Origin of the sequence: Pseudomonas sp. PDM13 (genome assembly GCF_025685765.1) — a bacterium.
GTDB classification, from domain to species: domain Bacteria; phylum Pseudomonadota; class Gammaproteobacteria; order Pseudomonadales; family Pseudomonadaceae; genus Metapseudomonas; species Metapseudomonas solani.
In genome coordinates, this window is record NZ_JAOTQU010000001.1 from 31387 (window position 1) to 52705 (window position 21319).

The 21319-nt window shown below is 63.1% G+C and carries 24 protein-coding genes, 1 tRNA gene and 1 pseudogene; 7 read left to right on the forward strand and 19 right to left on the reverse strand.

Annotation, left to right across the window (positions count from 1 at the left end; translation table 11 throughout):
- Positions 1-5: 5 nt before the first annotated feature.
- The 16 genes from nadA to aspS all read right to left on the reverse strand — a co-directional run bounded on the left by nadA (position 6) and on the right by aspS (position 13152).
- Positions 6-1064 (reverse strand): quinolinate synthase NadA, encoded by a 1059-nt coding sequence (gene nadA / locus OEJ36_RS00170; protein WP_043243095.1) that lies wholly within the window; start codon positions 1062-1064, stop codon positions 6-8.
- 235 nt (positions 1065-1299) lie between these two features.
- Positions 1300-1375: transfer RNA gene (locus tag OEJ36_RS00175), tRNA-Lys, on the reverse strand.
- A gap of 58 nt (positions 1376-1433) precedes the next feature.
- Entirely contained in the window at positions 1434-2108 is a 675-nt protein-coding gene (gene queC / locus OEJ36_RS00180; RefSeq protein WP_263399921.1) for a 7-cyano-7-deazaguanine synthase QueC, read from the reverse strand.
- Between the two features lies 1 nt (position 2109).
- Positions 2110-2757, reverse strand: a complete 648-nt coding sequence (queE, locus tag OEJ36_RS00185) for a 7-carboxy-7-deazaguanine synthase QueE (protein WP_263399922.1) — start codon at positions 2755-2757, stop codon at positions 2110-2112.
- A 125-nt stretch (positions 2758-2882) separates the two neighbouring features.
- Positions 2883-3704: a tol-pal system protein YbgF gene (ybgF, locus tag OEJ36_RS00190; RefSeq protein WP_263399923.1), complete on the reverse strand. Its 822-nt coding sequence runs from the start codon at positions 3702-3704 to the stop codon at positions 2883-2885.
- 6 nt (positions 3705-3710) lie between these two features.
- A complete protein-coding gene (pal, locus tag OEJ36_RS00195) occupies positions 3711-4208 on the reverse strand; it encodes a peptidoglycan-associated lipoprotein Pal (RefSeq protein ID WP_111263836.1) in 498 nt (165 codons plus the stop codon).
- A 55-nt stretch (positions 4209-4263) separates the two neighbouring features.
- Complete coding sequence (gene tolB / locus OEJ36_RS00200) at positions 4264-5565, reverse strand: Tol-Pal system beta propeller repeat protein TolB (RefSeq protein WP_263399924.1); 1302 nt, start codon at positions 5563-5565, stop codon at positions 4264-4266.
- Positions 5565-6566 (reverse strand): cell envelope integrity protein TolA, encoded by a 1002-nt coding sequence (gene tolA / locus OEJ36_RS00205; RefSeq protein ID WP_263399925.1) that lies wholly within the window; start codon positions 6564-6566, stop codon positions 5565-5567. Before tolA ends, tolB begins: the two co-directional genes overlap by 1 nt.
- Positions 6566-7024 carry a protein TolR gene (tolR, locus tag OEJ36_RS00210; protein WP_263399926.1) on the reverse strand — a complete coding sequence of 153 codons (459 nt, stop codon included), beginning with the start codon at positions 7022-7024 and terminating at the stop codon, positions 6566-6568. Before tolR ends, tolA begins: the two co-directional genes overlap by 1 nt.
- A gap of 33 nt (positions 7025-7057) precedes the next feature.
- Entirely contained in the window at positions 7058-7753 is a 696-nt protein-coding gene (gene tolQ, locus OEJ36_RS00215; RefSeq protein WP_184487741.1) for a protein TolQ, read from the reverse strand.
- Positions 7754-7755: 2 nt separating this feature from the next.
- Positions 7756-8202, reverse strand: coding sequence for a tol-pal system-associated acyl-CoA thioesterase (gene ybgC, locus OEJ36_RS00220; RefSeq protein ID WP_263399927.1), 447 nt, complete (start codon positions 8200-8202; stop codon positions 7756-7758).
- Positions 8203-8294: 92 nt separating this feature from the next.
- Complete coding sequence (gene ruvB / locus OEJ36_RS00225) at positions 8295-9347, reverse strand: Holliday junction branch migration DNA helicase RuvB (protein ID WP_263399928.1); 1053 nt, start codon at positions 9345-9347, stop codon at positions 8295-8297.
- Between the two features lie 6 nt (positions 9348-9353).
- Positions 9354-9956, reverse strand: a complete 603-nt coding sequence (gene ruvA, locus OEJ36_RS00230; protein WP_263399929.1) for a Holliday junction branch migration protein RuvA — start codon at positions 9954-9956, stop codon at positions 9354-9356.
- A gap of 21 nt (positions 9957-9977) precedes the next feature.
- Positions 9978-10502 (reverse strand): crossover junction endodeoxyribonuclease RuvC, encoded by a 525-nt coding sequence (ruvC, locus tag OEJ36_RS00235; RefSeq protein WP_021221426.1) that lies wholly within the window; start codon positions 10500-10502, stop codon positions 9978-9980.
- 61 nt (positions 10503-10563) lie between these two features.
- A complete protein-coding gene (locus OEJ36_RS00240; protein WP_021221427.1) occupies positions 10564-11313 on the reverse strand; it encodes a YebC/PmpR family DNA-binding transcriptional regulator in 750 nt (249 codons plus the stop codon).
- Positions 11314-11376: 63 nt separating this feature from the next.
- The gene (gene aspS, locus OEJ36_RS00245; RefSeq protein WP_263399930.1) at positions 11377-13152 is read right to left on the reverse strand and encodes an aspartate--tRNA ligase; all 1776 of its coding nucleotides are present in this window, start codon (positions 13150-13152) and stop codon (positions 11377-11379) included.
- Positions 13153-13377: 225 nt separating this feature from the next.
- On the opposite strand from aspS, the gene OEJ36_RS00250 reads away from it, so the two are divergent.
- The 6 genes and pseudogenes from OEJ36_RS00250 to OEJ36_RS00270 all read left to right on the forward strand — a co-directional run bounded on the left by OEJ36_RS00250 (position 13378) and on the right by OEJ36_RS00270 (position 17928).
- On the forward strand, positions 13378-14484 hold the full coding sequence (locus tag OEJ36_RS00250; protein WP_263399931.1) for an HD domain-containing phosphohydrolase: 1107 nt from the start codon (positions 13378-13380) through the stop codon (positions 14482-14484).
- An 85-nt stretch (positions 14485-14569) separates the two neighbouring features.
- Positions 14570-15388, forward strand: coding sequence for an SDR family oxidoreductase (locus OEJ36_RS00255; RefSeq protein ID WP_263399932.1), 819 nt, complete (start codon positions 14570-14572; stop codon positions 15386-15388).
- 134 nt (positions 15389-15522) lie between these two features.
- On the forward strand, positions 15523-15993 hold the full coding sequence (locus OEJ36_RS00260; RefSeq protein WP_021221431.1) for a Dps family protein: 471 nt from the start codon (positions 15523-15525) through the stop codon (positions 15991-15993).
- A gap of 106 nt (positions 15994-16099) precedes the next feature.
- On the forward strand, positions 16100-17167 hold the full coding sequence (locus OEJ36_RS00265; RefSeq protein WP_263399933.1) for a GGDEF domain-containing protein: 1068 nt from the start codon (positions 16100-16102) through the stop codon (positions 17165-17167).
- Positions 17168-17325: 158 nt separating this feature from the next.
- Positions 17326-17649, forward strand: a pseudogene (locus OEJ36_RS30430) (cold shock domain-containing protein membrane protein); the annotation flags it as partial.
- Positions 17650-17703: 54 nt separating this feature from the next.
- On the forward strand, positions 17704-17928 hold the full coding sequence (locus tag OEJ36_RS00270; RefSeq protein WP_164488216.1) for a cold shock domain-containing protein: 225 nt from the start codon (positions 17704-17706) through the stop codon (positions 17926-17928).
- A 53-nt stretch (positions 17929-17981) separates the two neighbouring features.
- Here OEJ36_RS00270 and OEJ36_RS00275 read toward each other — a convergent pair whose 3' ends face one another.
- Both OEJ36_RS00275 and OEJ36_RS00280 read right to left on the reverse strand, forming a co-directional pair.
- Positions 17982-18191 (reverse strand): SlyX family protein, encoded by a 210-nt coding sequence (locus OEJ36_RS00275; protein WP_021221434.1) that lies wholly within the window; start codon positions 18189-18191, stop codon positions 17982-17984.
- Complete coding sequence (locus tag OEJ36_RS00280) at positions 18188-18619, reverse strand: HIT family protein (RefSeq protein WP_263399934.1); 432 nt, start codon at positions 18617-18619, stop codon at positions 18188-18190. Before OEJ36_RS00280 ends, OEJ36_RS00275 begins: the two co-directional genes overlap by 4 nt.
- An 815-nt stretch (positions 18620-19434) precedes the next feature.
- Between OEJ36_RS00280 and OEJ36_RS00285 the strand changes: the two genes are divergently transcribed.
- A complete protein-coding gene (locus OEJ36_RS00285; protein WP_263399935.1) occupies positions 19435-20730 on the forward strand; it encodes an OprD family porin in 1296 nt (431 codons plus the stop codon).
- 119 nt (positions 20731-20849) lie between these two features.
- Here the strand turns inward: OEJ36_RS00285 and OEJ36_RS00290 are convergent, their stop codons facing one another.
- Complete coding sequence (locus tag OEJ36_RS00290) at positions 20850-21257, reverse strand: PaaI family thioesterase (RefSeq protein ID WP_184488102.1); 408 nt, start codon at positions 21255-21257, stop codon at positions 20850-20852.
- Positions 21258-21319: the final 62 nt, after the last annotated feature.

Sequence of the window (21319 nt, forward strand, 5' to 3'; positions counted from 1 at the left end):
GCCGATCAGGCGTTGCCGGCGAGCTTCAACCGTGCGGCCTGGGTGAAGTCGAGCATGCGCTTGAGCGGCTTGATCGCCCGGGGCACCAGCGCGGCATCGACGAAGATTTCGTTGCTGCCTTCGCGCAGGCACTGCAGGGTGCGCTCCAGGGTGTTCATGGCCATCCAGGGGCAGTGCGCGCAGCTGCGGCAGGCGGCACCATTGCCGGCGGTAGGCGCTTCGATGAACTGCTTGTCCGGGCACAGCTGCTGCATCTTGTAGAAGATGCCGCGGTCGGTGGCGACGATGAACATTTTGTTCGGCAGGGTTTGCGCGGCCTTGATCAGCTGGCTGGTGGAGCCCACCGCATCGGCCAGCTCAATGACCGCCTCGGGCGATTCCGGGTGGACCAGGATGGCCGCCTCCGGGTACAGCGCCTTCATGTCTTCGAGCTGCTTGGCCTTGAACTCTTCGTGGACGATGCAGGCACCGTCCCAGAGCAGCATGTCGGCACCGGTCTCGCGCTGGATGTAGCGGCCCAGATGCTGGTCCGGCGCCCAGATGATCTTCTCGCCGTTGTCCATCAGGCTCTCGACGATTTCCAGCGCGCAGCTGGAGGTCACCACCCAGTCGGCCCGGGCCTTCACCGCCGCGGAGGTGTTGGCGTAGACGACCACGGTGCGCTCAGGATGCTGGTCGCAGAAGGCCGAGAACTCATCCACCGGGCAACCCAGGTCCAGGGAGCAGGTCGCTTCCAGGGTCGGCATCAGCACGCGCTTTTCCGGGTTGAGGATCTTCGCCGTCTCCCCCATGAAGCGCACGCCCGCCACCAGTACCGTCTTCGCCGAATGCTGGTTGCCGAAGCGGGCCATCTCCAGCGAGTCGGACACGCAACCACCGGTTTCCTCGGCCAGGGCCTGGATCACCGGGTCACAGTAATAGTGGGCAACGAGCACTGCATCCTGCGCCTTCAGCTCGGCGGCGATGTCTGCACGCAGCTGCGCCTCTTCATCAGCCGAAAGCTGCCGGGGCTGCTTGGCGGCGAGATGGGCCTGGACGAGAAAACGTTCGGAGAGATGAGACATGTCTGCGGGACCTGCGAGCGCACTGCGCGAAAGCCTGTTGGGTCACCGCCCCGCCAAGCCAGGGGCCATGCGGTTCGGGGCGCGGATGATAACGCAGATTAACGCCAATGGGCATGGCTGCGGGAGGGGCCATCCGTCCCCCGGTGACGAGTGCACCGTACTTTTCGACGGGCAAACGAAAAGCGGGAAGACCTTTCGATCTTCCCGCTTCCGTTGCTCCTCGCGGAGCCTTGTATGGTGGGTCGTGTAGGATTCGAACCTACGACCAATTGGTTAAAAGCCAACTGCTCTACCGACTGAGCTAACGACCCGACGCGGAGCGCATAATACTGATTTTATTCAGGAATTCAACACCCCATCGAAAATATTTCAGAAATATCTCGTAGGATCCTGCACCCCAGCCGCTTCGAAGCCGGCTGCACGCAGGCGGCAGCTGTCGCATTTGCGGCAGGCGCGGCCTTCGCCATCGGCCTGGTAGCAGGACACCGTCAAAGCGTAGTCGACGCCAAGCTTCATGCCCGCCTGGACGATATCCGCCTTGCTGAGGTTCTGCAGCGGCGCCTGGATGCGGAAGCCGTCCCCTTCCACCCCGGCCTTGGTCGCCAGGTTGGCCATGCGCTGGAAGGCCTCGACGAACTCGGGGCGGCAATCCGGGTAACCGGAATAGTCCACGGCATTGACGCCGATGAAGATATCCCGCGCACCGAGTACTTCGGCCCATCCCAGGGCGAGGGACAGGAACACGGTGTTGCGTGCCGGCACGTAGGTGACCGGGATGCCTTCGGTGGGGGCTTCCGGCACATCGATGCTGCTGTCGGTCAGGGCCGAGCCACCGATGCCATCGAGATTAAGGCCGATCACCTTGTGTTCGACCACACCCAACTGCCGGGCCACACGCTCGGCCGCCTGCAGCTCGGCGCGATGACGCTGGCCGTAGTCGAAGCTCATGGTGTAGCAGGCGTAGCCTTCGGCACGGGCCATGGCTACCACGGTGGCGGAGTCCAGGCCGCCGGAAAGGAGGATTACCGCTTTCTTGTCGCTCATATCAATGTCCCGGCTCGTCGTTCCAGAGGATCTTGTGCAATTGCAGCTGCAGGCGCACCGGCAGGTTGTCGGCCACTATCCAGTCCGCCAGGTTCCGCGCGCTCACCTGCTGGTGGCTGGGCGAGAACAGCACTTCACCCGCGCGTTGCTCCAGGCGGTACTCGATCACCTTGGACACGGCCCAGTCGTAGTCCTCGCGGGAGCAGATGACGAACTTCACCTGGTCGTTGCGGGTCAGCAGGGCCAGGTTCTCGTAGCGGTTGCGCCCGACTTCGGCGGAGCCTGGCGTCTTCAGGTCGACGACACGGCTGACGCGGGCGTCCACGGGGGTGATATCCAGGGCTCCGCTGGTCTCCAGGGAAACCTCGTAGCCGGCATCGCAAAGCCGTTGCAGGAGCGGAATGCAGTTGGGTTGCGCCAGTGGCTCACCACCCGTCACACAGACGTAGCGGGGCTTGTAGGCGGCCACCTGGGCGAGGATGTCGTCCAGGGTGTGGATCTGGCCGCCATTGAAGGCGTAGGCGGTGTCGCAGTACTGGCAGCGCAGGGGACAGCCGGTCAGGCGCACGAATACCGTCGGCAAGCCGGCGGTACGCGTCTCCCCCTGCAGCGAGTAGAAGATCTCGGTCAGTCGCAGGGTCTGTTGCATAAGGGCCACGGGCGTGACGGCTAAACAGGCCATCCGCCTCCGTTGCTGGAAGAAAATATGAGGGCGGCGATTCTAAACGAAAAAACCCGCGACAGGCGCGGGTTAATCGATGCTCGGGGCGTGGATCAGGGCAGGCGCTGGAGGTCCCGCTGCGCCAGCTGGGCGGCGGAGCTGCCCGGGTACTGGGCGACGACCTGCTTGAGGATGCCCTTGGCCTTGTCGGTGTTACCCAGGCGCTGCTCGACGTCGGCGAGCTTGTAGAGGGAATCCGGCACCTTGGCGTGCTGCGGATAAACCTGGCTGACCTTGGCGAAGGCCTGGCCGGCGCCCTGCAGGTCGCCCTTGGCGAGGTTCACCTCACCCAGCCAATACTGCGCGTTGCCGGCGTATTGGCTGTTGGGGTACTTGCGCAGGAACGCGCCGAAGGCCTGGCTGGCCTTGTCGAAATCCTTGGCTTTGATCAGATCGAAGGCGGCGTCGTAGTACAGCTTTTCCTTCGCCGGATCGCCCGGTTCGGTGCTGGCGGCCGGCTGTTGTGCCGGGGCCGAGGGGGTGCCGGCGGCGTTGATCGCGCCATCGGCAGGGGAATTCTGTTGTGCAGCTGGTGCGCCCGCTGCGCCCGCGTTCAAGCGGCCATCCAGATCCTGGTAGCGCTCCAGCGATTCACGCTTGAGTTGCTGGATCTCGTTCTGCTGTTCTTCGACCATCCCGCGCAGGCGGGCAGTCTCTTCCTGCATCTGTTGCAGCTGCATGAACAGCTCGCCTTGCGCGGACACCGGGGCCGAAGCCCCGGATCCGGCATAGGCGCCAGTCGTGCCATAACCAGCGGGCGGGTAACTGTTGCCGTAACCGGCATCGTTTCCGTCCACCACGGGAACCTCAGCAAAGGCGGCCAGGGGCAGGCTGCTGAGGGCCAATACAGTCAAAGCACGATGGCACTTACGCATATCGAATTACTTACGCAGTTCGACGCGACGGTTCTGAGCCCAGGACTGCTCGTCGTTGCCAGTGGCAACCGGACGCTCTTCGCCGTAGGAAACCAGTTCCAGCTGAGCCGGGGAAACGCCCTGCAGAACCAGGTAGCGCTGAACGGCCTTGGCACGACGCTCGCCCAGAGCCATGTTGTACTCGCGGGTGCCGCGCTCGTCGGTGTGGCCTTCCAGAACGACGCGAGCGCCGTTGCCTTTCAGGTCCTTGGCGTGTACGTCCAGAGCGCGCATGGCTTCCGGCTTCAGGTCGGAGCTGTCGTACTCGAAGTAGAAGGTGGTGATGGCGCGCAGAGCGGCTTCTTCGCTCAGGCTGCCGTCAACACCGCTGTTGCCGCTGTTGTAGCCAGCGTTCGGGTCTACAGCGCCCTGGCCGGAATCGTCGCCGCCCTTGGAGGAGCAACCAACTGCAACAGCCATGGCCAGAGCCAGAGCAGCGAACTTACCGAATTTAATCATTTCCATCATGTAACTCCTAATGAGCCCCAGTGTGTTTAGCAAAACAATAGTGGATACCGCGTCAGTTCAGGTACGGCGACCAGGACGGTTCGCGGATATCGCCTTGAACGGTTGGAATCGGGAGTCGCACGCGCCCGTTTGTGGACACGAGCATCAGGACTCCCCGGCCCTGCTGGCGGGTGGCGTAGATTAGCATGGTGCCGTTTGGCGCAACAGTGGGCGAGTCATCCAGAGTGGTGCCGGAAAGGATGCGCGGAGCACCGCCACGCACCAGGTCCATGGCTGCCACCTTGAAGTTGGTGAAGCCGTCCTGGCGGTGGATCATCACCAGGGTCTTTTCATCAGCCGAGAGCTTCGGGTTGGCGTTGTAGTTGCCCACGAAGGTCACGCGCTGCGGCTCGCCGCCGTTGATGTTGGTCTTGTAGATCTGCGGCTTGCCGGCACGATCCGAGGTGAAATAGATGGTCTGGCCATCGGCGCCCCAGAAGGGTTCGGTGTCGATCGCCATGTGATTGGTGACGCGGCGCAGCTGACGGCTGCCCAGGTCCATCACGTAGATCTCCGGGTTGCCGTCCTTGGACAGCACGAACGCCAGGCGATTGCCTTCCGGCGACCAGGCCGGCGCGCCGTTCAGGCCTTCGAAGTTGGTGATCTGCTCGCGGCGACCGGTGTCGACGTGCTGGATGAAGATGCGCGGGCGCTTCTGCTCGAAGGAGACATAGGCGATGCGGCGGCCATCCGGCGCGTAGCGCGGCGAGAGGATCGGCTCACGCGACTGCAGCAGGGTCACGGCGCGCTGGCCGTCATAGTCCGAGCGTTGCAGGGTGTAGCGGGTGTTGTTCACCGAGAAACGCTCTGCGGTCACGTAGAGCATGCGGGTGGAGAACGCACCCTTGACGCCGGTGAGCTTCTCGAAGGACTGGTCGGCCACATAGTGCGCCATGTCGCGCAGCTGGTCGGTGGAACCGCTGACGCTGCCGGCGAAAACCTGTTGCTCGGTGGCGACGTTGAACAGGGCGAACTGCACCTGCAGGCGGCCGCCGGCGGGGGCGATGCTGCCCACCAGCACGTACTGGGCGCCGAGGGCCTTCCAGTCGCGGTAGATCACTTCGCTGGCCTGGGTCGGCAGGCTGATCATGTTCTGCCGAGGAATGGGCTCGAAGTAGCCGGAGTTGCGCAGGTCATTGCCAATGATCTCGGACATGTCCTCGGGCAGGACGTTACCGCCCTGCCAGCCGAAGGGCACGACGGCGATGGGCACAGCCCGGTCGGCCCCCGTGGATACCAGAATGTTCTTTTCCTCGGCCTGAGCAGCGCCAGCCAGGAAGAAAAGAGTTAACAGAACACCTTTAAGAATCTTCATCACAACGCTAGGTCCTCAGGCGTGAATGTCATCTTGAATGAACGGTAGGGATTGAAGTCCGCGGGACTCATGCCCTGCATCTCGGTAATACGGCCCACATTCTTCACTGCACTAATAGCCGACTGGTCGAACGCCGAGTCACCGCTGGAGCGGGATATCGAAGCGTTGGTAATGGTACCGTCCGGCAGCATATTGATCTGAACCACGACCGACATGCCATTGCGTGCCGACGGGGGCCTCGTCCACAGCTCCGATACTCGCAGACGAATCAAGTCATCATAGTTACCGGCCGTGGTGTCACCTACTTCGTCAGAAGCGGTCGCCTCGCGCTCTACCGAATTGGACAACAGCTCTGCGAGCGCAGCGGCCTTCTTCTCGTCGTTGGCTTTACGCTTAGCCTCCTCCGCTGCCTTTTTCTTCGCAGCTTCGGCGGCGGCCTTCTTCTTCGCATCCTCGGCAGCCTTTTTCTTGGCGGCCTCGGCTGCAGCTTTCTTCTTCGCTTCTTCAGCGGCTTTCTTCTTGGCCTCTTCGGCAGCCTTTTTCTTGGCTTCCTCTTCGGACTTCTTCTTGGCGATGTCGGCCTGCTGCTTCTTGGCTTCTTCAGCTTTCTTGGCGTCGTCGGCTTTCTTGGCTTCGGCCGCCTCTTCCGCTTTTCGAGCTTCGTCGGCTTTCTTTTGTTCCGCAGCCTTGGCAGCAGCCACTTTCTGCTGCTCCTGCTTCTCCTGCTCGGCCTTCTTCTGCTCCAACTGCTCGGTTTCGTACTGAGGAGCAGCGGTTTTCTTGGCTTCGCCGGCGATCTTCTGGTTGGTCTGGGTGGTCGCCGGGCTCTGCGACTTCAGCTGATAGAGCGTAGCCTGCACGATGGGGCGCGACGGCGGCAGCTCGGGGGTGAAGGCGAAACTGACGAACAGCGTGCCGAAGATCAGCGCGTGCAGGCCTATGGCCCAGACCGCAGGCCAGAAGTAGCTTTCCGATGGGGAGCGTTCGCTCTGCTGCTGCATCAGGGCGCCTCGGTGATCAGCCCGACATTACCCACGCCGGCCTGCTGCAGGCCGCCCATGACGGCCATCACGGAGCCGTAGTCGACGGCCTTGTCGCCGCGCACGAAGACCTGGACCTTCTTACCCTGGCTGGCGTTCTGGCTCATGATCGCCGTGACCGCCTGGACCAGCTGCGGCAACGTGCTGGACGTCTCGCTGGCCTTGCCCTGGTCCGGATCCACTTCCTCGCCCATGTTCCAGTAGTAGCTCTTGTCGGCCTTGATGGAGATGGTCAGCACCCGAGAGTCGTTGTCCTGGGGCAGCGCCTCGCTGGAGACCTTCGGCAAGTCGACCTTGACGCCCTGGTTGAGCATCGGCGCGGTCACCATGAAGATGACCAGCAGCACCAACATCACGTCGATGTAGGGCACCACGTTCATCTCGGCGACCGGCTTGCGTTTGTGGCGAATTCTGGCCATGGCGTGAAACCTGTCCTCTATTGAACCTGCGTCTTATTCGTCGCTGGTGTGTACTTTGCGGTGCAGGATGGCCTGGAACTCGTCGGCGAAGGTGTAGTAGCGACCGATCAGGGTCTCGCCACGAGCGGAGAAGCGGTTATAGGCAATGACCGCCGGGATCGCCGCGAACAGGCCGATGGCGGTGGCGATCAGCGCTTCGGCGATGCCGGGCGCCACGGTGGCCAGGGTCGCCTGCTGCACCTGAGCCAGGCCGCGGAAGGAGTTCATGATCCCCCAGACGGTGCCGAACAGGCCGATGTAGGGGCTGGTGGAGCCCACGGTGGCGAGGAACGGCAGGCTTTGCTCGAGCTTCTCCTCCTCACGGGAGATGGCTACACGCATGGCACGGGCCACGCCCTCCATCACCGCATCCGGGTCGACGCCGGGCTGCTGGCGCAGGCGGGAGAATTCCTTGAAGCCGGCACGGAAGATCTGCTCGACGCCGGAATCCGGGTCCGGGTTGCTACCGGCCTGGCGATACAGCTTGGACAGGTCGATGCCCGACCAGAAACGCTCCTCGAAGGACACGAGGGATTTCTTGGCCGCGCGCAGCAGGTTGCTGCGTTGGAAAATCATGATCCACGAGGTGACCGAGGCGGCCACCAGAGTGAGCATGACCAGTTGCACCACGATGCTGGCGTTGCTGATCAGGCTCCACATGGAGGTATGGTCGACGACGTTGGCTTCCACGCTTAGTCTCCTGCAGGGGATTGGCCCGGTACGGCGGCGAAGGCTGAACGCAGCGCTTCGGGGATCGCCCGGGGTTTCAAACTGTCGGCGCGCACACAGGCCACCAGGAACTGCCCTTCACAGAGCAGCGCATCATCCGTAGCCCGCCTAACCTGTTGACGAAAGCGCAGGCTGGCACGGTTCAATTCGATCACTTCAGCGCTGATGGTCAGCTCGTCGTCGAGCCTGGCGGGGGCGTGATAACGCGCCTCGGCCGAGTGCACGACGAACAACAGGTTCTCCCCGACCAGCTCGGACTGGGCAAAGCCCAGGCTCCGCAGGCATTCGGTTCGAGCCCGTTCCATGAACTTGAGGTAGTTGACGTAATAGACGATGCCACCGGCATCGGTGTCTTCGTAATAGACGCGGCTCCGATGCACGAAAGGCTGGGGCCCATTTTGCGCGCGCATACTCTAGTGCTTACTCCAAAGGTTGCCAATCAGGCCGGGTAACTGTTTTTTTCATCCCCGGCCCCCGCCGCTCGCTTCGACAGCGATTTCCCTTATTCGTCCCCCGCTCCGGAGAAATCATCGGCGGACGACTCGACCATGCGCTTGGGCAGGTTCAGCCCGAAATGCAGGTAGGCATGGCGGGTGACCACACGCCCACGCGGCGTGCGCATGATGTAGCCCTGCTGGATCAGATAGGGCTCGAGAACATCCTCGATGGTGTGGCGCTCCTCGCTGATCGCCGCCGCCAGGTTGTCGACGCCTACCGGGCCACCGTCGAACTTGTCGATCATTGCCAACAGCAGACGCCGGTCCTGGTGGTCGAAGCCACGTTCGTCGACGTCCAGCAGGTTGAGCGCCTGGTCGGCAATGGTCCGGGTGATCTGCCCCTGGCCACGGACTTCGGCGAAATCGCGCACGCGTCGCAGCAGGCGGTTGGCGATACGCGGCGTACCACGGGCGCGGCGGGCGATCTCGAAGGCGCCCTCCGGCTCGATGTGCAAGCCGAGGATGCCGGCCGAACGGGTGACGATGCTGGTCAGGTCCGCGGTGCTGTAGAACTCCAGGCGCTGGACGATGCCGAAGCGGTCGCGCAGCGGGTTGGTCAGCATGCCGGCGCGGGTGGTGGCGCCGACCAGGGTGAAGGGCGGCAGGTCGAGCTTGATCGAGCGGGCCGCCGGGCCCTCGCCGATCATGATGTCGAGCTGGAAGTCCTCCATCGCCGGGTACAGCACTTCTTCGACGATGGGCGACAGGCGGTGGATTTCGTCGACGAAGAGCACATCGCCGGACTCGAGGTTGGTCAGCAGCGCCGCCAGGTCACCCGGGCGCTCCAGTACGGGGCCGGACGTACTCTTGATCGAGACACCCATTTCCTGGGCGATGATGTTGGCCAGGGTGGTCTTGCCCAGGCCCGGCGGGCCGAAGATCAGCGTGTGATCGAGCGCCTCGCTGCGCCCGCGGGCCGCCTGGATGAACAGCTCCATCTGCTCACGCACGGTCGGCTGGCCGACATAGTCGGCGAGGCTCAGCGGGCGGATGGCCCGGTCCAGCTGCTCGTCGCGGTCGCGGCTGCTGGCGGTTATCAGGCGGTCGGCTTCGATCATGCGGTGTTACACCATTCCTTTCAGGGCACGGCGGATCAGTTCTTCGCTGGAAAGCCCGTCTTCCTTGATGGCAGCCACGGCACGACTGGCTTCCTGGGGTTTGAAGCCCAGGGAGATCAGCGCGCTGAGCGCATCGTTCTCGGCGCTGGAGGCGGCAGCCTTGAGCGGCTCCACCACCAGGGTAGAAATGCTCGGCATGGTTTCCCAGGCCTTGAAACGGTCCTTCAGCTCCACCAGCAGGCGCTCGGCGGTCTTCTTGCCGACCCCGGGGATTTTCACCAGGGTGGAGGTGTCCTGGGCCTGCACGCAGCGCACCAGTTCGTCCACTTCCAGCCCGGACATCAGCGCCAGGGCCAGCTTCGGGCCAACGCCGTTGAGACGGATCAGCTCGCGGAACAGCTCCCGCTCGCGCTTCTCGAAGAAGCCGTAGAGCAGGTGCGCATCCTCACGCACCACCAGATGGGTGTGCAGGGTCACGGGCTCGCCGGTCGAGGGCAGGCGGTAGAGGGTGGTCATGGGCACTTCCAGCTCGTAGCCGACGCCGTTGACATCGAGAATCAGGTGCGGCGGCTGTTTTTCCGCCAGGGTGCCACGCAAACGTCCAATCACGAAGTGCGTCCTTATATGGGGTTACAAACGGAGCCGCCCGCCACGGCGCTTGGCGGTGGCCAGGCCATGGGGAATCAGGCTCTGCCGGTGGTGCGCATGGCACAGGGCGATGGCCAGGGCGTCGGAGGCGTCGATCTGCGGCTTCTGCACCAGCTTGAGCAGGTGCATGACCATCATCTGTACCTGCTGCTTGTCGGCGCCGCCGGTGCCGGCGATGGCCTGCTTGACCTGGCTGGCGCTGTACTCGGCCACTTCCAGTCCCTCCTCACTGGCCGCGACTATGGCGGCACCGCGAGCCTGGCCCAGTTTGAGGGCAGAGTCGGCGTTGCGCGCCATGAACACCTTTTCGATGCCCATGGTCACCGGCCCGTAGGTCTGGATGACCTCGCGCACGCCACGGAAGACGATCAGCAGGCGCTCCTGCAGCTCGCCGCTGCCGGTGCGGATGCAGCCGGAAGCGATGTATTCACAGCCGCGCCCGGTATCGCGAACCACGCCGTAACCGGTGATGCGCGAGCCAGGGTCGATACCGAGGATCAGGGTCATTGGCGCTCTATATCAGGTGCCCAAGTAAAAAAGCCGAAGCGTCGGCTCCGGCTTTTTCGTGTCAGCCCAGTTGGGCCATCACATCGTCGGGGATGTCCACGTTGCTGTAGACGTTCTGCACGTCGTCGAGGTCTTCGAGCATGTCGATGAGCTTCAACACCTTCTGTGCGGTTTCCACATCGGTGATCGGTGCGCTGATCGAGGGGATCATCGCCACTTCCGCCTCGTCACCCTTGAAACCGGCGGCGGTGAGCGCTTCGTTGACGCTGAGGAAGTCGGCGAAGGAGGTGTACACCTCGACCGAGCCGTCTTCAGCGGCGACCACGTCATCGGCACCCGCTTCCAGCGCGGCTTCCATCAGGGCGTCTTCGTTCACGCCAGGGGCGTAGCTGATCTGGCCCTTGCGATCGAACATGTAGGCCACCGAACCATCGGTGCCGAGGTTGCCACCACACTTGCTGAATGCGTGACGCACTTCAGCGGCGGTGCGGTTGCGGTTGTCGGTCATGGCTTCGACGATGATCGCCACGCCGCTCGGTGCATAACCCTCGTAGCTCAGCTCGACCATGTTGTCGGCTTCGTTGGAGCCGGCGCCCCGGGCGATCGCGCGATCAATGGTGTCGCGGGTCATGTTGGCGGTGAGCGCCTTGTCCACGGCCAGGCGCAGACGCGGGTTGTCCGCCGGGTTGCCACCGCCATGCTTGGCGGCAACGGTCAGCTCACGGATGAGCTTGGTGAAGATCTTGCCGCGCTTGGCGTCCTGGCGCTCCTTGCGGTGCTTGATGTTGGCCCATTTGGAATGACCAGCCATAACTGACTCCGTGCTTGCTAGGTGGCGGCGGCGCACTGGGCGCCGCCGTCGGGATGGAACGGTTTACTCGGCCTTGGGCTGTTCGCGCAGGCGGATGTGCAGTTCGCGCAGTGCCTTGCCGTCCACGCTGCCCGGAGCCTGGGTCATGACGTCGCCGGCGCTCTGGGTTTTCGGGAAGGCGATCACTTCGCGGATCGACGCAGCACCGGTCATCAGCATGACCAGGCGATCCAGGCCGAAGGCCAAGCCACCGTGCGGCGGGGCACCGTACTTGAGCGCATCGAGGAGGAAGCCGAACTTCTCTTCCTGCTCGGCATCGTCGATGCCCAGTACGCGGAACACGGCCTGCTGCATGGCCTTGTCGTGGATACGGATCGAACCACCACCCAGCTCGGTGCCGTTGAGCACCATGTCATAGGCGCGGGACAGCTTGCCGGCCGGGTTGGCCTCCAGCTCTTCCGGGCTGCACTTGGGTGCGGTGAACGGGTGGTGCAGCGAGGTCAGGCTGCCGTCGTCGTTCTCTTCGAACATCGGGAAGTCGACGACCCACATCGGCGCCCACTCCTTGGTGAGCAGGTTGAGGTCATGGCCGACCTTGATGCGCAGGGCACCCAGGGCGTCGCAGACGACCTTGGCCTTGTCGGCACCGAAGAACACGATGTCGCCATCGACCGCACCGACGCGATCGAGGATCACGTTGAGGTTCGGCTCGGCGATGTTCTTGACGATCGGCGATTGCAGGCCGTCGATGCCGTTAGCGCGCTCGTTGACCTTGATGTAGGCCAGGCCCTTGGCACCGTAGATGCCGACGAACTTGGTGTAGTCGTCGATCTGCTTGCGCGGCATGCTCGCCCCGCCCGGAACGCGCAGTGCGGCGACACGGCCTTTCGGGTCGTTGGCCGGGCCGGAGAAGACCTTGAATTCAACGTCCTTCAACTGGTCGGCAACGTCCACCAGTTCCAGCGGGATGCGCAGGTCGGGCTTGTCCGAACCGTAGCGGCGCATGGCTTCTTCGAAGGGCATGTGCGGGAATTCGTCGAACTCGACGTCGAGGACTTCCTTGAACAGCTGGCGAACCATCTTCTCGGTGATGGCGATGATGTCGCTCTCGTCGAGGAAACTGGTTTCGATGTCGATCTGGGTGAATTCCGGCTGACGGTCGGCACGCAGGTCTTCGTCGCGGAAGCACTTGGCGATCTGGTAGTAACGATCGAAGCCGGCAACCATCAGCAGCTGCTTGAACAGCTGGGGCGATTGCGGCAGGGCGAAGAAGTTGCCCGGGTAGGTGCGGCTCGGCACCAGGTAGTCACGCGCGCCTTCCGGAGTCGGGCGGCCGAGGATCGGCGTCTCGACATCAAGGAAGCCGTTCTCGTCCAGGTAGCGACGGATGCTGCTGGTGATGCGCGCGCGCAGCTTCAGCTTGGCGGCCATTTCCGGGCGGCGCAGGTCGATGAAGCGATAGCGCAGGCGGGTCTCTTCGCCCACGTCGGAGTATTCGTCCAGCGGGAAGGGCGGGGTCTCGGCCTGGTTGAGGACTTCGAGCTCATAGCCCAGCACCTCGATACCGCCGGACGCCATGTTGGCGTTGACCGCACCGGCCGGGCGCGGACGCACCTTGCCGGTGATCTTGACGACGTACTCGCTGCGCACGCGGTCAGCCTTGGCGAAGGTCTCGGCGCGATCCGGGTCGAACACCACCTGGGCCAGGCCTTCACGGTCACGGATGTCGAGGAAGATGACCCCGCCATGGTCGCGGCGACGGTGGACCCAGCCGCAAAGGGTGATTTCCTGGCCGTCCAGGCTCTCGTTCAGTTGGCCGCAATAGTGGCTGCGCATCATGGTCGTGTTTCGCTTCTCTTGAGTCTTGAATTCGTCGGGCCGCCAGTGTGCATGCCGTCGATGACCGCGAACGGGCTGCGAATCGCCGCCGGGCATCGGGACCACACTGCCGCTGGCCAGGGACCGGTGGCAAAGGGGCGGATTATATATGGTTAATCGACACCGCGCAGCCGCCCGCCGGAAGCCTTTCTATACTGAAGGGCCCAAGCCGGTGGAGGACCATCCATGGCCACGCCTCGCCCCGTCGACATCACCACGGACCTGCTGGACGACTTCCGCCAGGAGACGCGCGAGCAGTTCTCCCGCTGCGAGCACCTGCTGATCGAGCTCGAGCGTCATCCCGATGACGACGAGCGCCTGCGCGAGCTGTTCCGCCTGGTGCACACGCTCAAGGGCAACCTCGGCTACGTCGGGCTGGACCGGCTGAACACCCTGCCCCAGGCCCTGGAGGACGTGCTCGCCCAACTGCGCGAAGGCGCCCTGGTGTTCGACAGCCTGCTGGGCGACATCCTCCTGCTGCTGCAGGACCGGCTGCGCCTGCAGATCGAACAGGCGCTGAAGGGCGACACCCGCGAGCCGGAGGACATCCGCCCACTGAGCAAGGCCCTCAAGGCGCTGGCCAATGCCCCCGAACAGCGCCAGGCGGAACTGCGCAGCGCGCTGCTGCATCGCCTGGACCCGAGCACGCGCCTGCTGCCACCCGAACCCGAAGCGAAGAACACTGGCCCCTTCGCCCGCCACGGCCTGGAAGACGAACCCGACCTGAGGTTCTTCGTCGAGTTGATGCTGGCGGCGGAGAATCGCTCGCGCTTCTGGCAGGGCCGCGGCCAGCGCCAGCTCGAACTGGCCCTGGCGATGAACGAGCGCGCCGGGCGCCCAGAATCCCCCCGCCAGCTGGCGGCCGCCGTCTGCCTGCACGACCTGGGCATGGCTCTGTTGCCGCTGGAGCTGCTGCACAAGCAGGAGCCGCTCAACCATGACGAGCGTCGGCGCATGCAGTCCCACCCGCGCATGGGCGCGGAGCTGCTCAAGCGCATGCCGCAATGGGAAGACGCCGCCGAGATCATCCTGCAGCACCAGGAGCACGCCGACGGCAGCGGCTACCCCAAGGGCCTGCATGAAACGGAGATCAGCCCCGGCGCGCTGATCCTCGACATCGTCGACACCTTCGACGCCCGCACCCACGAGCGCGCCCACCAGACCCTGAGCAAACGCCCACTGCTGCGTGCCATCCTGGAAATCAACGGCCTTGGCGGCAGCCAGTTCAGCGCTTACTGGGTGAATATGTTCAACCTCTGCCTGCAGGAAGACCCCGCCCTCGCCCACCTTTGATTCGGTTGTCGCCCCCTCGCACCCTGACTAAGCTGCCCACGCAGCCCGGCCACCCGCGACGGGGCAGAACCAACAAGGAGTCCAGATGCAGGCGCTAGCAGGGAAAGTCGCAGTGGTGACGGGAGCAGGATCAGGCATCGGCCGCGCACTGGCTCACCGATTGGCCGCCGAAGGCTGCCACCTGGCGCTGGCCGACCTCGACCGGGAAAACCTCACCCAGGTGGCCAGTGAACTGCAGCGCGACGGACTGAAGATCACCACCCACCCGCTGGATGTCGCCGAACGCTCGGCTGTCTATGCCTTCGCCGACGAGGTTCTGGCTGCGCACGGCAGCGTGCAACTGGTGATCAACAATGCCGGCGTCGCCCTTTCGCAGACGGTTGCGGAGCTGCGCTACGACGACTTCGAATGGATCATGAACATCAACTTCTGGGGCGTGGTGCACGGCACCAAGGCCTTCCTGCCGCACCTGCTGAAGAACAACGAAGGGCAGATCGTCAACGTCTCCAGCATTTTCGGCATCATCAGCCTGCCCACCCAGGGCGCCTACAACGCCAGCAAGTTCGCCGTCCGCGGCTTTACCGAGGCCCTGCGCCAGGAGCTGGCGCACACGGGAGTGAAAGCAGCCTGCGTGCACCCCGGCGGCATCCGCACCAATATCGCCAAGGCCGCACGCTTCTACCAGGGACCCGACGGCCGCCAGGACGCCGCCCGCGCAGCGGCACAGTTCGACAAGGTGGCGCGCACCACACCCGACGAAGCCGCCCGGGTGATCCTCGAAGGCATCCGCCAGCAGCGCCCGCGCATCCTGATCGGCGCCGACGCCCGTCTGCTCGACCGCATCCAGCGCCTATTGCCGGCCAGCTACCCGCGAATCCTGGCGAAACTGCTCGGTCGTCGCTGACGTTTTCGACGGCCGATAGCCTCAACGCATCGCAACGATTGATATAAGCCAAGGCAGACCATGGGACGCTCTATGCTAGGCTCTGCCGCATCACGGGCCCTAGCCAGGCCCTGGCCACTGAGAGGAGTAAAGGCATGGAAATCAATATCGGAATCGCCGAACAGGATCGCGCAGCTATCGCCGAGGGCCTGTCCCGCTTGCTGGCGGACACCTACACCCTCTACCTCAAGACCCACAACTTCCACTGGAACGTTACCGGGCCGATGTTCAACACCCTGCACCTGATGTTCGAAGGGCAGTACACCGAACTGGCACTGGCCGTGGACTCCATCGCCGAGCGCATCCGCGCCCTGGGTTTCCCGGCACCGGGTACCTACGCCTCTTATGCGCGCCTGTCGTCGATCAAGGAAGAGGAAGGCGTGCCGGCCTCCGAAGACATGATCCGCCAACTGGTGCAGGGCCAGGAGGCCGTCGTACGCACCGCCCGTGGCATCTTCCCGCTGCTGGACAAGGTCAGTGACGAGCCGACCGCCGACCTGCTGACCCAGCGCATGCAGGTCCATGAGAAGACCGCCTGGATGCTGCGCAGCCTGCTCGCGAGCTGATCACGGAAAATCTCCAGCAAAGGCCCGGTTCTCCGGGCCTTTCGCTATGCGCGTAAGCCCGCCTGAACTATGCTCTGCGAATCCGCACCCCGACACAGTGACGTGAATGAGTCAGCCGCCGAAACCACCCCTGCTCATCGAGCTGTTCCCTGAAGAGACCCGCGAAGCAGCCGAGTTGCTCAAGCAGGCGGTGCCCCTCATGGTGCGCCACGACATTCCGCCGAATCCGGTCCACTACGCCCTCTGGTACACCTACAGCAAAGGCCTGGAGCCGGACCTCAACCGGCGCCTCGACAAGATCGTCAAGGACTTCGACAGCTTTCCCCCGGAATCCGCGATCAAGCTCTACCGCGACTACATCATCCGTGGCGAACTGGACGCCGCCCGTGCCGGGCAACAGCAGGTCATCGAACTGGTGGATGACATTGAGTCCGGCGTTAGCCGCAGCGTTGTCGGCAGCACCGCCTATCAGCACAGCCTGACCCTCGGCCTCGCCGCCCTGCACGACCCGATCATCGACGACCTGCCCGGCGTCCTCGGCGAGCTGCAACAAAGCACCCAATTGATGCAGGAGCAGCAGGAACAGTTCCTCTATCGCCTGCGCGCCGCCCAGTCGGAGATTCAGAACCTGCGCAACCAGCTGGAAAAAGCCCAGATGGCCGCCACCCTGGACAGCCTCACCCAGGTGTTCAACCGCCACGCCTTCACCCGCCTGCTGGAACAGGCACTGGCCAACACCCACGACGGGCTGGCCCTGGTGATGCTGGATATCGACCACTTCAAGCAGTTCAACGACCACTTCGGCCACCCCCTGGGTGACCGGGTGCTGCAGCATGTCGGCCAGTTGCTGCGTGAACTGCTCCCTCCCCGGGCCATGGCGGCCCGTTACGGCGGCGAAGAGTTCTGTGTGGTACTGCGGGACTGCTACGACCTGGCCACCGCCCACCAGTTCGCCGAAACCCTGCGCCTGAAGTTCCAGTCGCTGCGGGTCAAGGTGCGCCGCACCGACCAGGTCCTCGACACCATCACCGCAAGCTTCGGCCTGGCCCTGGCAGAGCCCGGCGACAACCTCGAAAGCCTGCTCACCCGGGCAGATGACGCGCTCTACCAGGCCAAGCGCAACGGCCGCAACCAGGTCCACCCGCAGACCCCGGAAGCGGCGCTAACCGCTTGATTTGAGTAGCCCTCCTCTTTGCTGTTAAATACGGCCCGGTGCTCCCGGCCTCAAGTTGCCGAGGCCCGGAAACGACCCCCAGACAGCCTTCCGTAATCCGGAACCGCTACCCGGACGGTCTTTCCGACGCGAGCGTTATCAAGGTGAGTCCATTGAATATGTTGAAGATCGTCCATCTACTGACGGGCGCTGTCGCGCTCCTGTTGTCCTTCGTCCCTAGCCTGCGTACCGATGCCCTGCCCTACCTGCAACAACCCGATGCCCTTTACCTGGCACTACTCGGCCTGCTCAACCTGCTGCTCGCCCCCGTAGTACCGGCCTGGGCCAAGGGCCTGCGCAACCAACTGCAAGGCGTCGTCTCCGCCCTGCTGGTCCTGGCCGTGGTCCTGCAGACCCTGAACCTGCTCGCGCCGCTGTCCACCATCGGCAACCAGCCGGCCATCCTCCTCAGCCTGCTGACCGCCATCGCCGCCGTGCTGCTGCACCTGGCGATCAACCTGCGCAAGGTCACCCAGGCCGCACCGCTGTCCCAGGACATGTCCAACCGCGAGACCGGCACGGTCAAGTGGTTCAACACCTCCAAGGGCTTCGGCTTCATCTCCCGCGACTCGGGCGATGACATCTTCGTGCACTTCCGCGCCATCCGCGGCGAAGGCCACCGCGTCCTGATCGAAGGCCAGCGTGTGGAGTTCTCCGTCATGCAACGCGACAAGGGCCTGCAGGCCGAAGACGTTATCGCCGCACTGCCCGGCCGCCGCTAAGTCGACTGCCAAAGAAAAGCCCGCCAGATGGCGGGCTTTTTCATGCACTCGATTCAATAGTGGGGGGGCGGTACGTCGTCGTCACCGCCGCCACCAAACTGCCCGATCAGCTCCTCCTGGCGCTTGGCCAATGCGGCCAACTGCAGCTGCAAACGCTCCACGACCCGCTGCTGCATGACCAGCACATCGTTGAGCGCCTGGATGGTGTCGTCCTGGAACGCCAAGCGGGTTTCCAGTTCGTTGATGCGCTCCTCCAGGCTCATGGCTGAACCTCAGTGAAACGGAAATCGTCGGTAAGCACCAGGCGCAGCTTGGCCATCACCTCGCCGACCTGCTCCGGCCTATAGGGCTGAGCCGGATGCCGCCCCCACACAGGAGCGGGCCAGGCCACATCTTCACGACGACGCGCAATCACATGCATATGCAGTTGGCTGACCACATTGCCCAGGGTGGCGACGTTCATCTTGTCGGCGCCGAAGCTGTCCTTGAGCACTTCCGCCAGGCGGGTGGTTTCGCTCCACAGGCGCAGCTGGTCATCAGCATCGAGCTGGAACAGCTCACTGACGTCCTCACGACGGGGCACGAGAATGAACCAGGGGTAGTGCACGTCATTCATCAACAGCAGACGGCACAGGGGGAAATCTCCGACCTGCAGGCAATCCTGCTGCAGTCTCTGATCCAGGGCGAACATAACGACCTCTCCTGTTCTTCCGGGTGTAGCCCAAGCTTAATCCCGCCCCGGCGACAGACAAAGCAGCGCGAGACAGGAAACGGCGCGCAGGATACCCAAGGAAAGATCCCGGCGGAACCGTAAGCCCCTCTATATAAAGGAAGCCAGGCTTACCGAAACCCTGCGTCCTGAAAGTGCGCAGCGGTTACCGCAACGCACCAAAATCGCACACGAAGCCAAAGACCGTTACCCCACGCCACACTCGCCCCATCGCAGGGCACGGCCCTAGCGAAGCCCGAGCCATACCGCAACCCCCGAAAAGCATGAGAACACCCGCCATCCCCCATGCTGACAGGCTGCACGGCAGAGCCACCGAGCAATGCCGGCTCGCCCCGAACGAGCCATCCGCCACACTGTCGCAAAATTTCCAGGCAAAGGACCCACTTTGAGCACGGTTGTTGCTTTAGAGGGAACAAGGTCGCAGCAGGCACCTGCAAGTGCCCGCACCCCGCCTTCGAAGTGCCGACAACAGGCTGTCAAACAGCCATCAGAAGCGTGCAATAAATGAAGGACGGAAGTGCAGGCTTAGTTGTGCTAAGTGCCCGCCCAGACCGCATAAAAATACGAAACGAAGGGATTGCAAGGCGAAAACTACGAATATGCGACATGCTCACACTGAATTTGCGACATGGCCGTGAAGAATTCGTAAGGAATAGAGTTGAACTATCGCCAACATAGACGTCGTGCTATAAGTTAGCGCCGACACAAAAAGAAAGAACCGCCTTCAACATATAAGAAAGCGGCGAGAATCTTCAAAAACCAAAGGAGCAATCACAATGCAAGTGATGAAGTGGAGCGTCATCGCCCTGGCTGTGGCCGCGGGCACCACTCAAATGGCAGTAGCCAGCCAACAGTCCGACTCCAAGGGCTTCGTTGAAGACAGCACTCTCAGCGTGCTGGCGCGCAACCTTTACATCAACCGCGACTTCCATCGTGGTGGCGACGCGACCAACTATCGTGCAGTTGACGATAATCCCGCCGGCTACACCTCCGAGTGGGGCCAAGGCTTCATTGGTACGTTCTCCTCCGGTTTCACCCAAGGCACCGTTGGTGTAGGCGTTGACGCCTACGGCCTGCTGGGCATCAAGCTGGACAGCGGCAAAGGCCGTGCCGGCATCCTCGAAATGCCCATGGACAGCGAAGGCCGTTCCCAGGACGAGTTCTCCGAAGCCGGCGCCGCTGTAAAAGTCCGCCTGTCCAACTCCGTACTGAAATACGGCAACCAGTTCGTGGCCCTGCCCGTATTCAGCACCGACGACAGCCGTCTGCTGCCGGAAGCTACTACCGGTACTCTGCTGACCGTCGAAGAGATCGAAGGCCTGACCCTGAGCGGCGGTCGCTTCACTGCACTGAACCAGCAGTGGGAAACCGAGCGCGACAGCGGCGGCATGAAATCGATCAACGTCTACGGTGGCACCTATGCCTTCACCGACTCGCTGAGCGCCTCTCTGTTCGCGTCTGACCTTGAAGACACCTTCAAGAAGAAATACGCCAACGTCAACCTGACCGTACCGCTGGCTGAAGAGCAGTCCCTGGGCTTCGACTTCAACATCTACAAGACCGACTACGACAAGAAAGCCTACGGCCAGAGCCTCGACAACACCATCTGGAGCCTGGCAGCGTCCTACACCCTGGGCGCCCACAAGTTCACCGTCGCTCACCAGCGCAACAACGGTGACAACGGCTACGACTACGGCGCAGACGGCGGCGGCACCATCTACCTGGCCAACTCCATCCAGGTGAAGGACTTCAACGCCGAAGACGAAACCTCCTGGCAGGTTCGTTATGACATCGACATGGCGACCTTTGGCGTCCCCGGCCTGAGCTTCATGGCACGTTACGTCACCAGTGACAACGCCACTCTCCGCGAAGATGACCGCAGTGTCGTTGACAGCGACGCCAGCCGCTGGGAACGCAACCTGGAAGCCAAATACGTTGTTCAAGATGGCGCAGCCAAGGACCTGTCCTTCCGCGTTCGTCATGCAACCGTTCGCAGCGACGTAGCTTTCGGCTCGTCCAACGACGTAGACGATGTACGCCTGATCGTCGAGTACCCGCTGAGCATCCTGTAATACAGGCCCAGCTGTTACTTCGATACAAAAGAGCCCGGCTTATGCCGGGCTCATTCTTTATATATGTGCCTATACATACGGAGTTGATTGTTATTACCAACTAAAAGTTGTCGCCTCAGTCAGATTGGCAATGCATAAGTCCCCGTTACATGCGCCACCAGCTCATCTTCCCCGCCTTGTGAATACAACGACACTTCGCACACCGCCTGCCTTCTGCTCAACCTGAGTATCCGCGCATCGGCGAGCAAATCCACAGCCTGCGGCCGCGCCAGGAAGTTGATGTTGAGGTTGCTGGTCACCGCCATCTCCACCCGCCCCAACCTGCCGAGCACCACTGCGTACATCGCCGCATCAGCCAGCGCCATGATAGTCGGACCGGACAGGGTGCCGCCCGGCCGCACCAATTTGGGCTGGAAGGGGACCCGCGCCAGTGCACCCGCTTCGTCGAGGCGTTCAATGCGCAGGTCGATGTCCTCGGCCATGGGCACGCCCTGGCGGATCAGCGCCTCCACCTGTTTTGCACTCAAACCGCCCATCGCCTCTCCCCTTGCCGATTACCAGGCCGCAACCTGTACGCGCCCCAACGAGC

Excerpts from the sequence above, each read along its gene's own strand:
- queE (WP_263399922.1), bottom strand. The coding sequence starts at position 2,757 with ATGCAACAGACCCTGCGACTGACCGAGATCTTCTACTCGCTGCAGGGG.
- queC (WP_263399921.1), bottom strand. The coding sequence starts at position 2,108 with ATGAGCGACAAGAAAGCGGTAATCCTCCTTTCCGGCGGCCTGGACTCC.
- tolB (WP_263399924.1), bottom strand. The coding sequence starts at position 5,565 with ATGAAGATTCTTAAAGGTGTTCTGTTAACTCTTTTCTTCCTGGCTGGC.
- OEJ36_RS00250 (WP_263399931.1), top strand. The coding sequence starts at position 13,378 with ATGGCCACGCCTCGCCCCGTCGACATCACCACGGACCTGCTGGACGAC.
- tolR (WP_263399926.1), bottom strand. The coding sequence starts at position 7,024 with ATGGCCAGAATTCGCCACAAACGCAAGCCGGTCGCCGAGATGAACGTG.
- OEJ36_RS00280 (WP_263399934.1), bottom strand. The coding sequence starts at position 18,619 with ATGTTCGCCCTGGATCAGAGACTGCAGCAGGATTGCCTGCAGGTCGGA.
- OEJ36_RS00265 (WP_263399933.1), top strand. The coding sequence starts at position 16,100 with ATGAGTCAGCCGCCGAAACCACCCCTGCTCATCGAGCTGTTCCCTGAA.
- ruvB (WP_263399928.1), bottom strand. The coding sequence starts at position 9,347 with ATGATCGAAGCCGACCGCCTGATAACCGCCAGCAGCCGCGACCGCGAC.
- ybgF (WP_263399923.1), bottom strand. The coding sequence starts at position 3,704 with ATGCGTAAGTGCCATCGTGCTTTGACTGTATTGGCCCTCAGCAGCCTG.
- tolA (WP_263399925.1), bottom strand. The coding sequence starts at position 6,566 with ATGCAGCAGCAGAGCGAACGCTCCCCATCGGAAAGCTACTTCTGGCCT.
- ruvC (WP_021221426.1), bottom strand. The coding sequence starts at position 10,502 with ATGACCCTGATCCTCGGTATCGACCCTGGCTCGCGCATCACCGGTTAC.
- nadA (WP_043243095.1), bottom strand. The coding sequence starts at position 1,064 with ATGTCTCATCTCTCCGAACGTTTTCTCGTCCAGGCCCATCTCGCCGCC.
- pal (WP_111263836.1), bottom strand. The coding sequence starts at position 4,208 with ATGGAAATGATTAAATTCGGTAAGTTCGCTGCTCTGGCTCTGGCCATG.
- OEJ36_RS00240 (WP_021221427.1), bottom strand. The coding sequence starts at position 11,313 with ATGGCTGGTCATTCCAAATGGGCCAACATCAAGCACCGCAAGGAGCGC.
- OEJ36_RS00255 (WP_263399932.1), top strand. The coding sequence starts at position 14,570 with ATGCAGGCGCTAGCAGGGAAAGTCGCAGTGGTGACGGGAGCAGGATCA.
- OEJ36_RS00285 (WP_263399935.1), top strand. The coding sequence starts at position 19,435 with ATGCAAGTGATGAAGTGGAGCGTCATCGCCCTGGCTGTGGCCGCGGGC.
- ybgC (WP_263399927.1), bottom strand. The coding sequence starts at position 8,202 with ATGCGCGCGCAAAATGGGCCCCAGCCTTTCGTGCATCGGAGCCGCGTC.
- OEJ36_RS00270 (WP_164488216.1), top strand. The coding sequence starts at position 17,704 with ATGTCCAACCGCGAGACCGGCACGGTCAAGTGGTTCAACACCTCCAAG.
- aspS (WP_263399930.1), bottom strand. The coding sequence starts at position 13,152 with ATGATGCGCAGCCACTATTGCGGCCAACTGAACGAGAGCCTGGACGGC.
- OEJ36_RS00275 (WP_021221434.1), bottom strand. The coding sequence starts at position 18,191 with ATGAGCCTGGAGGAGCGCATCAACGAACTGGAAACCCGCTTGGCGTTC.
- OEJ36_RS00260 (WP_021221431.1), top strand. The coding sequence starts at position 15,523 with ATGGAAATCAATATCGGAATCGCCGAACAGGATCGCGCAGCTATCGCC.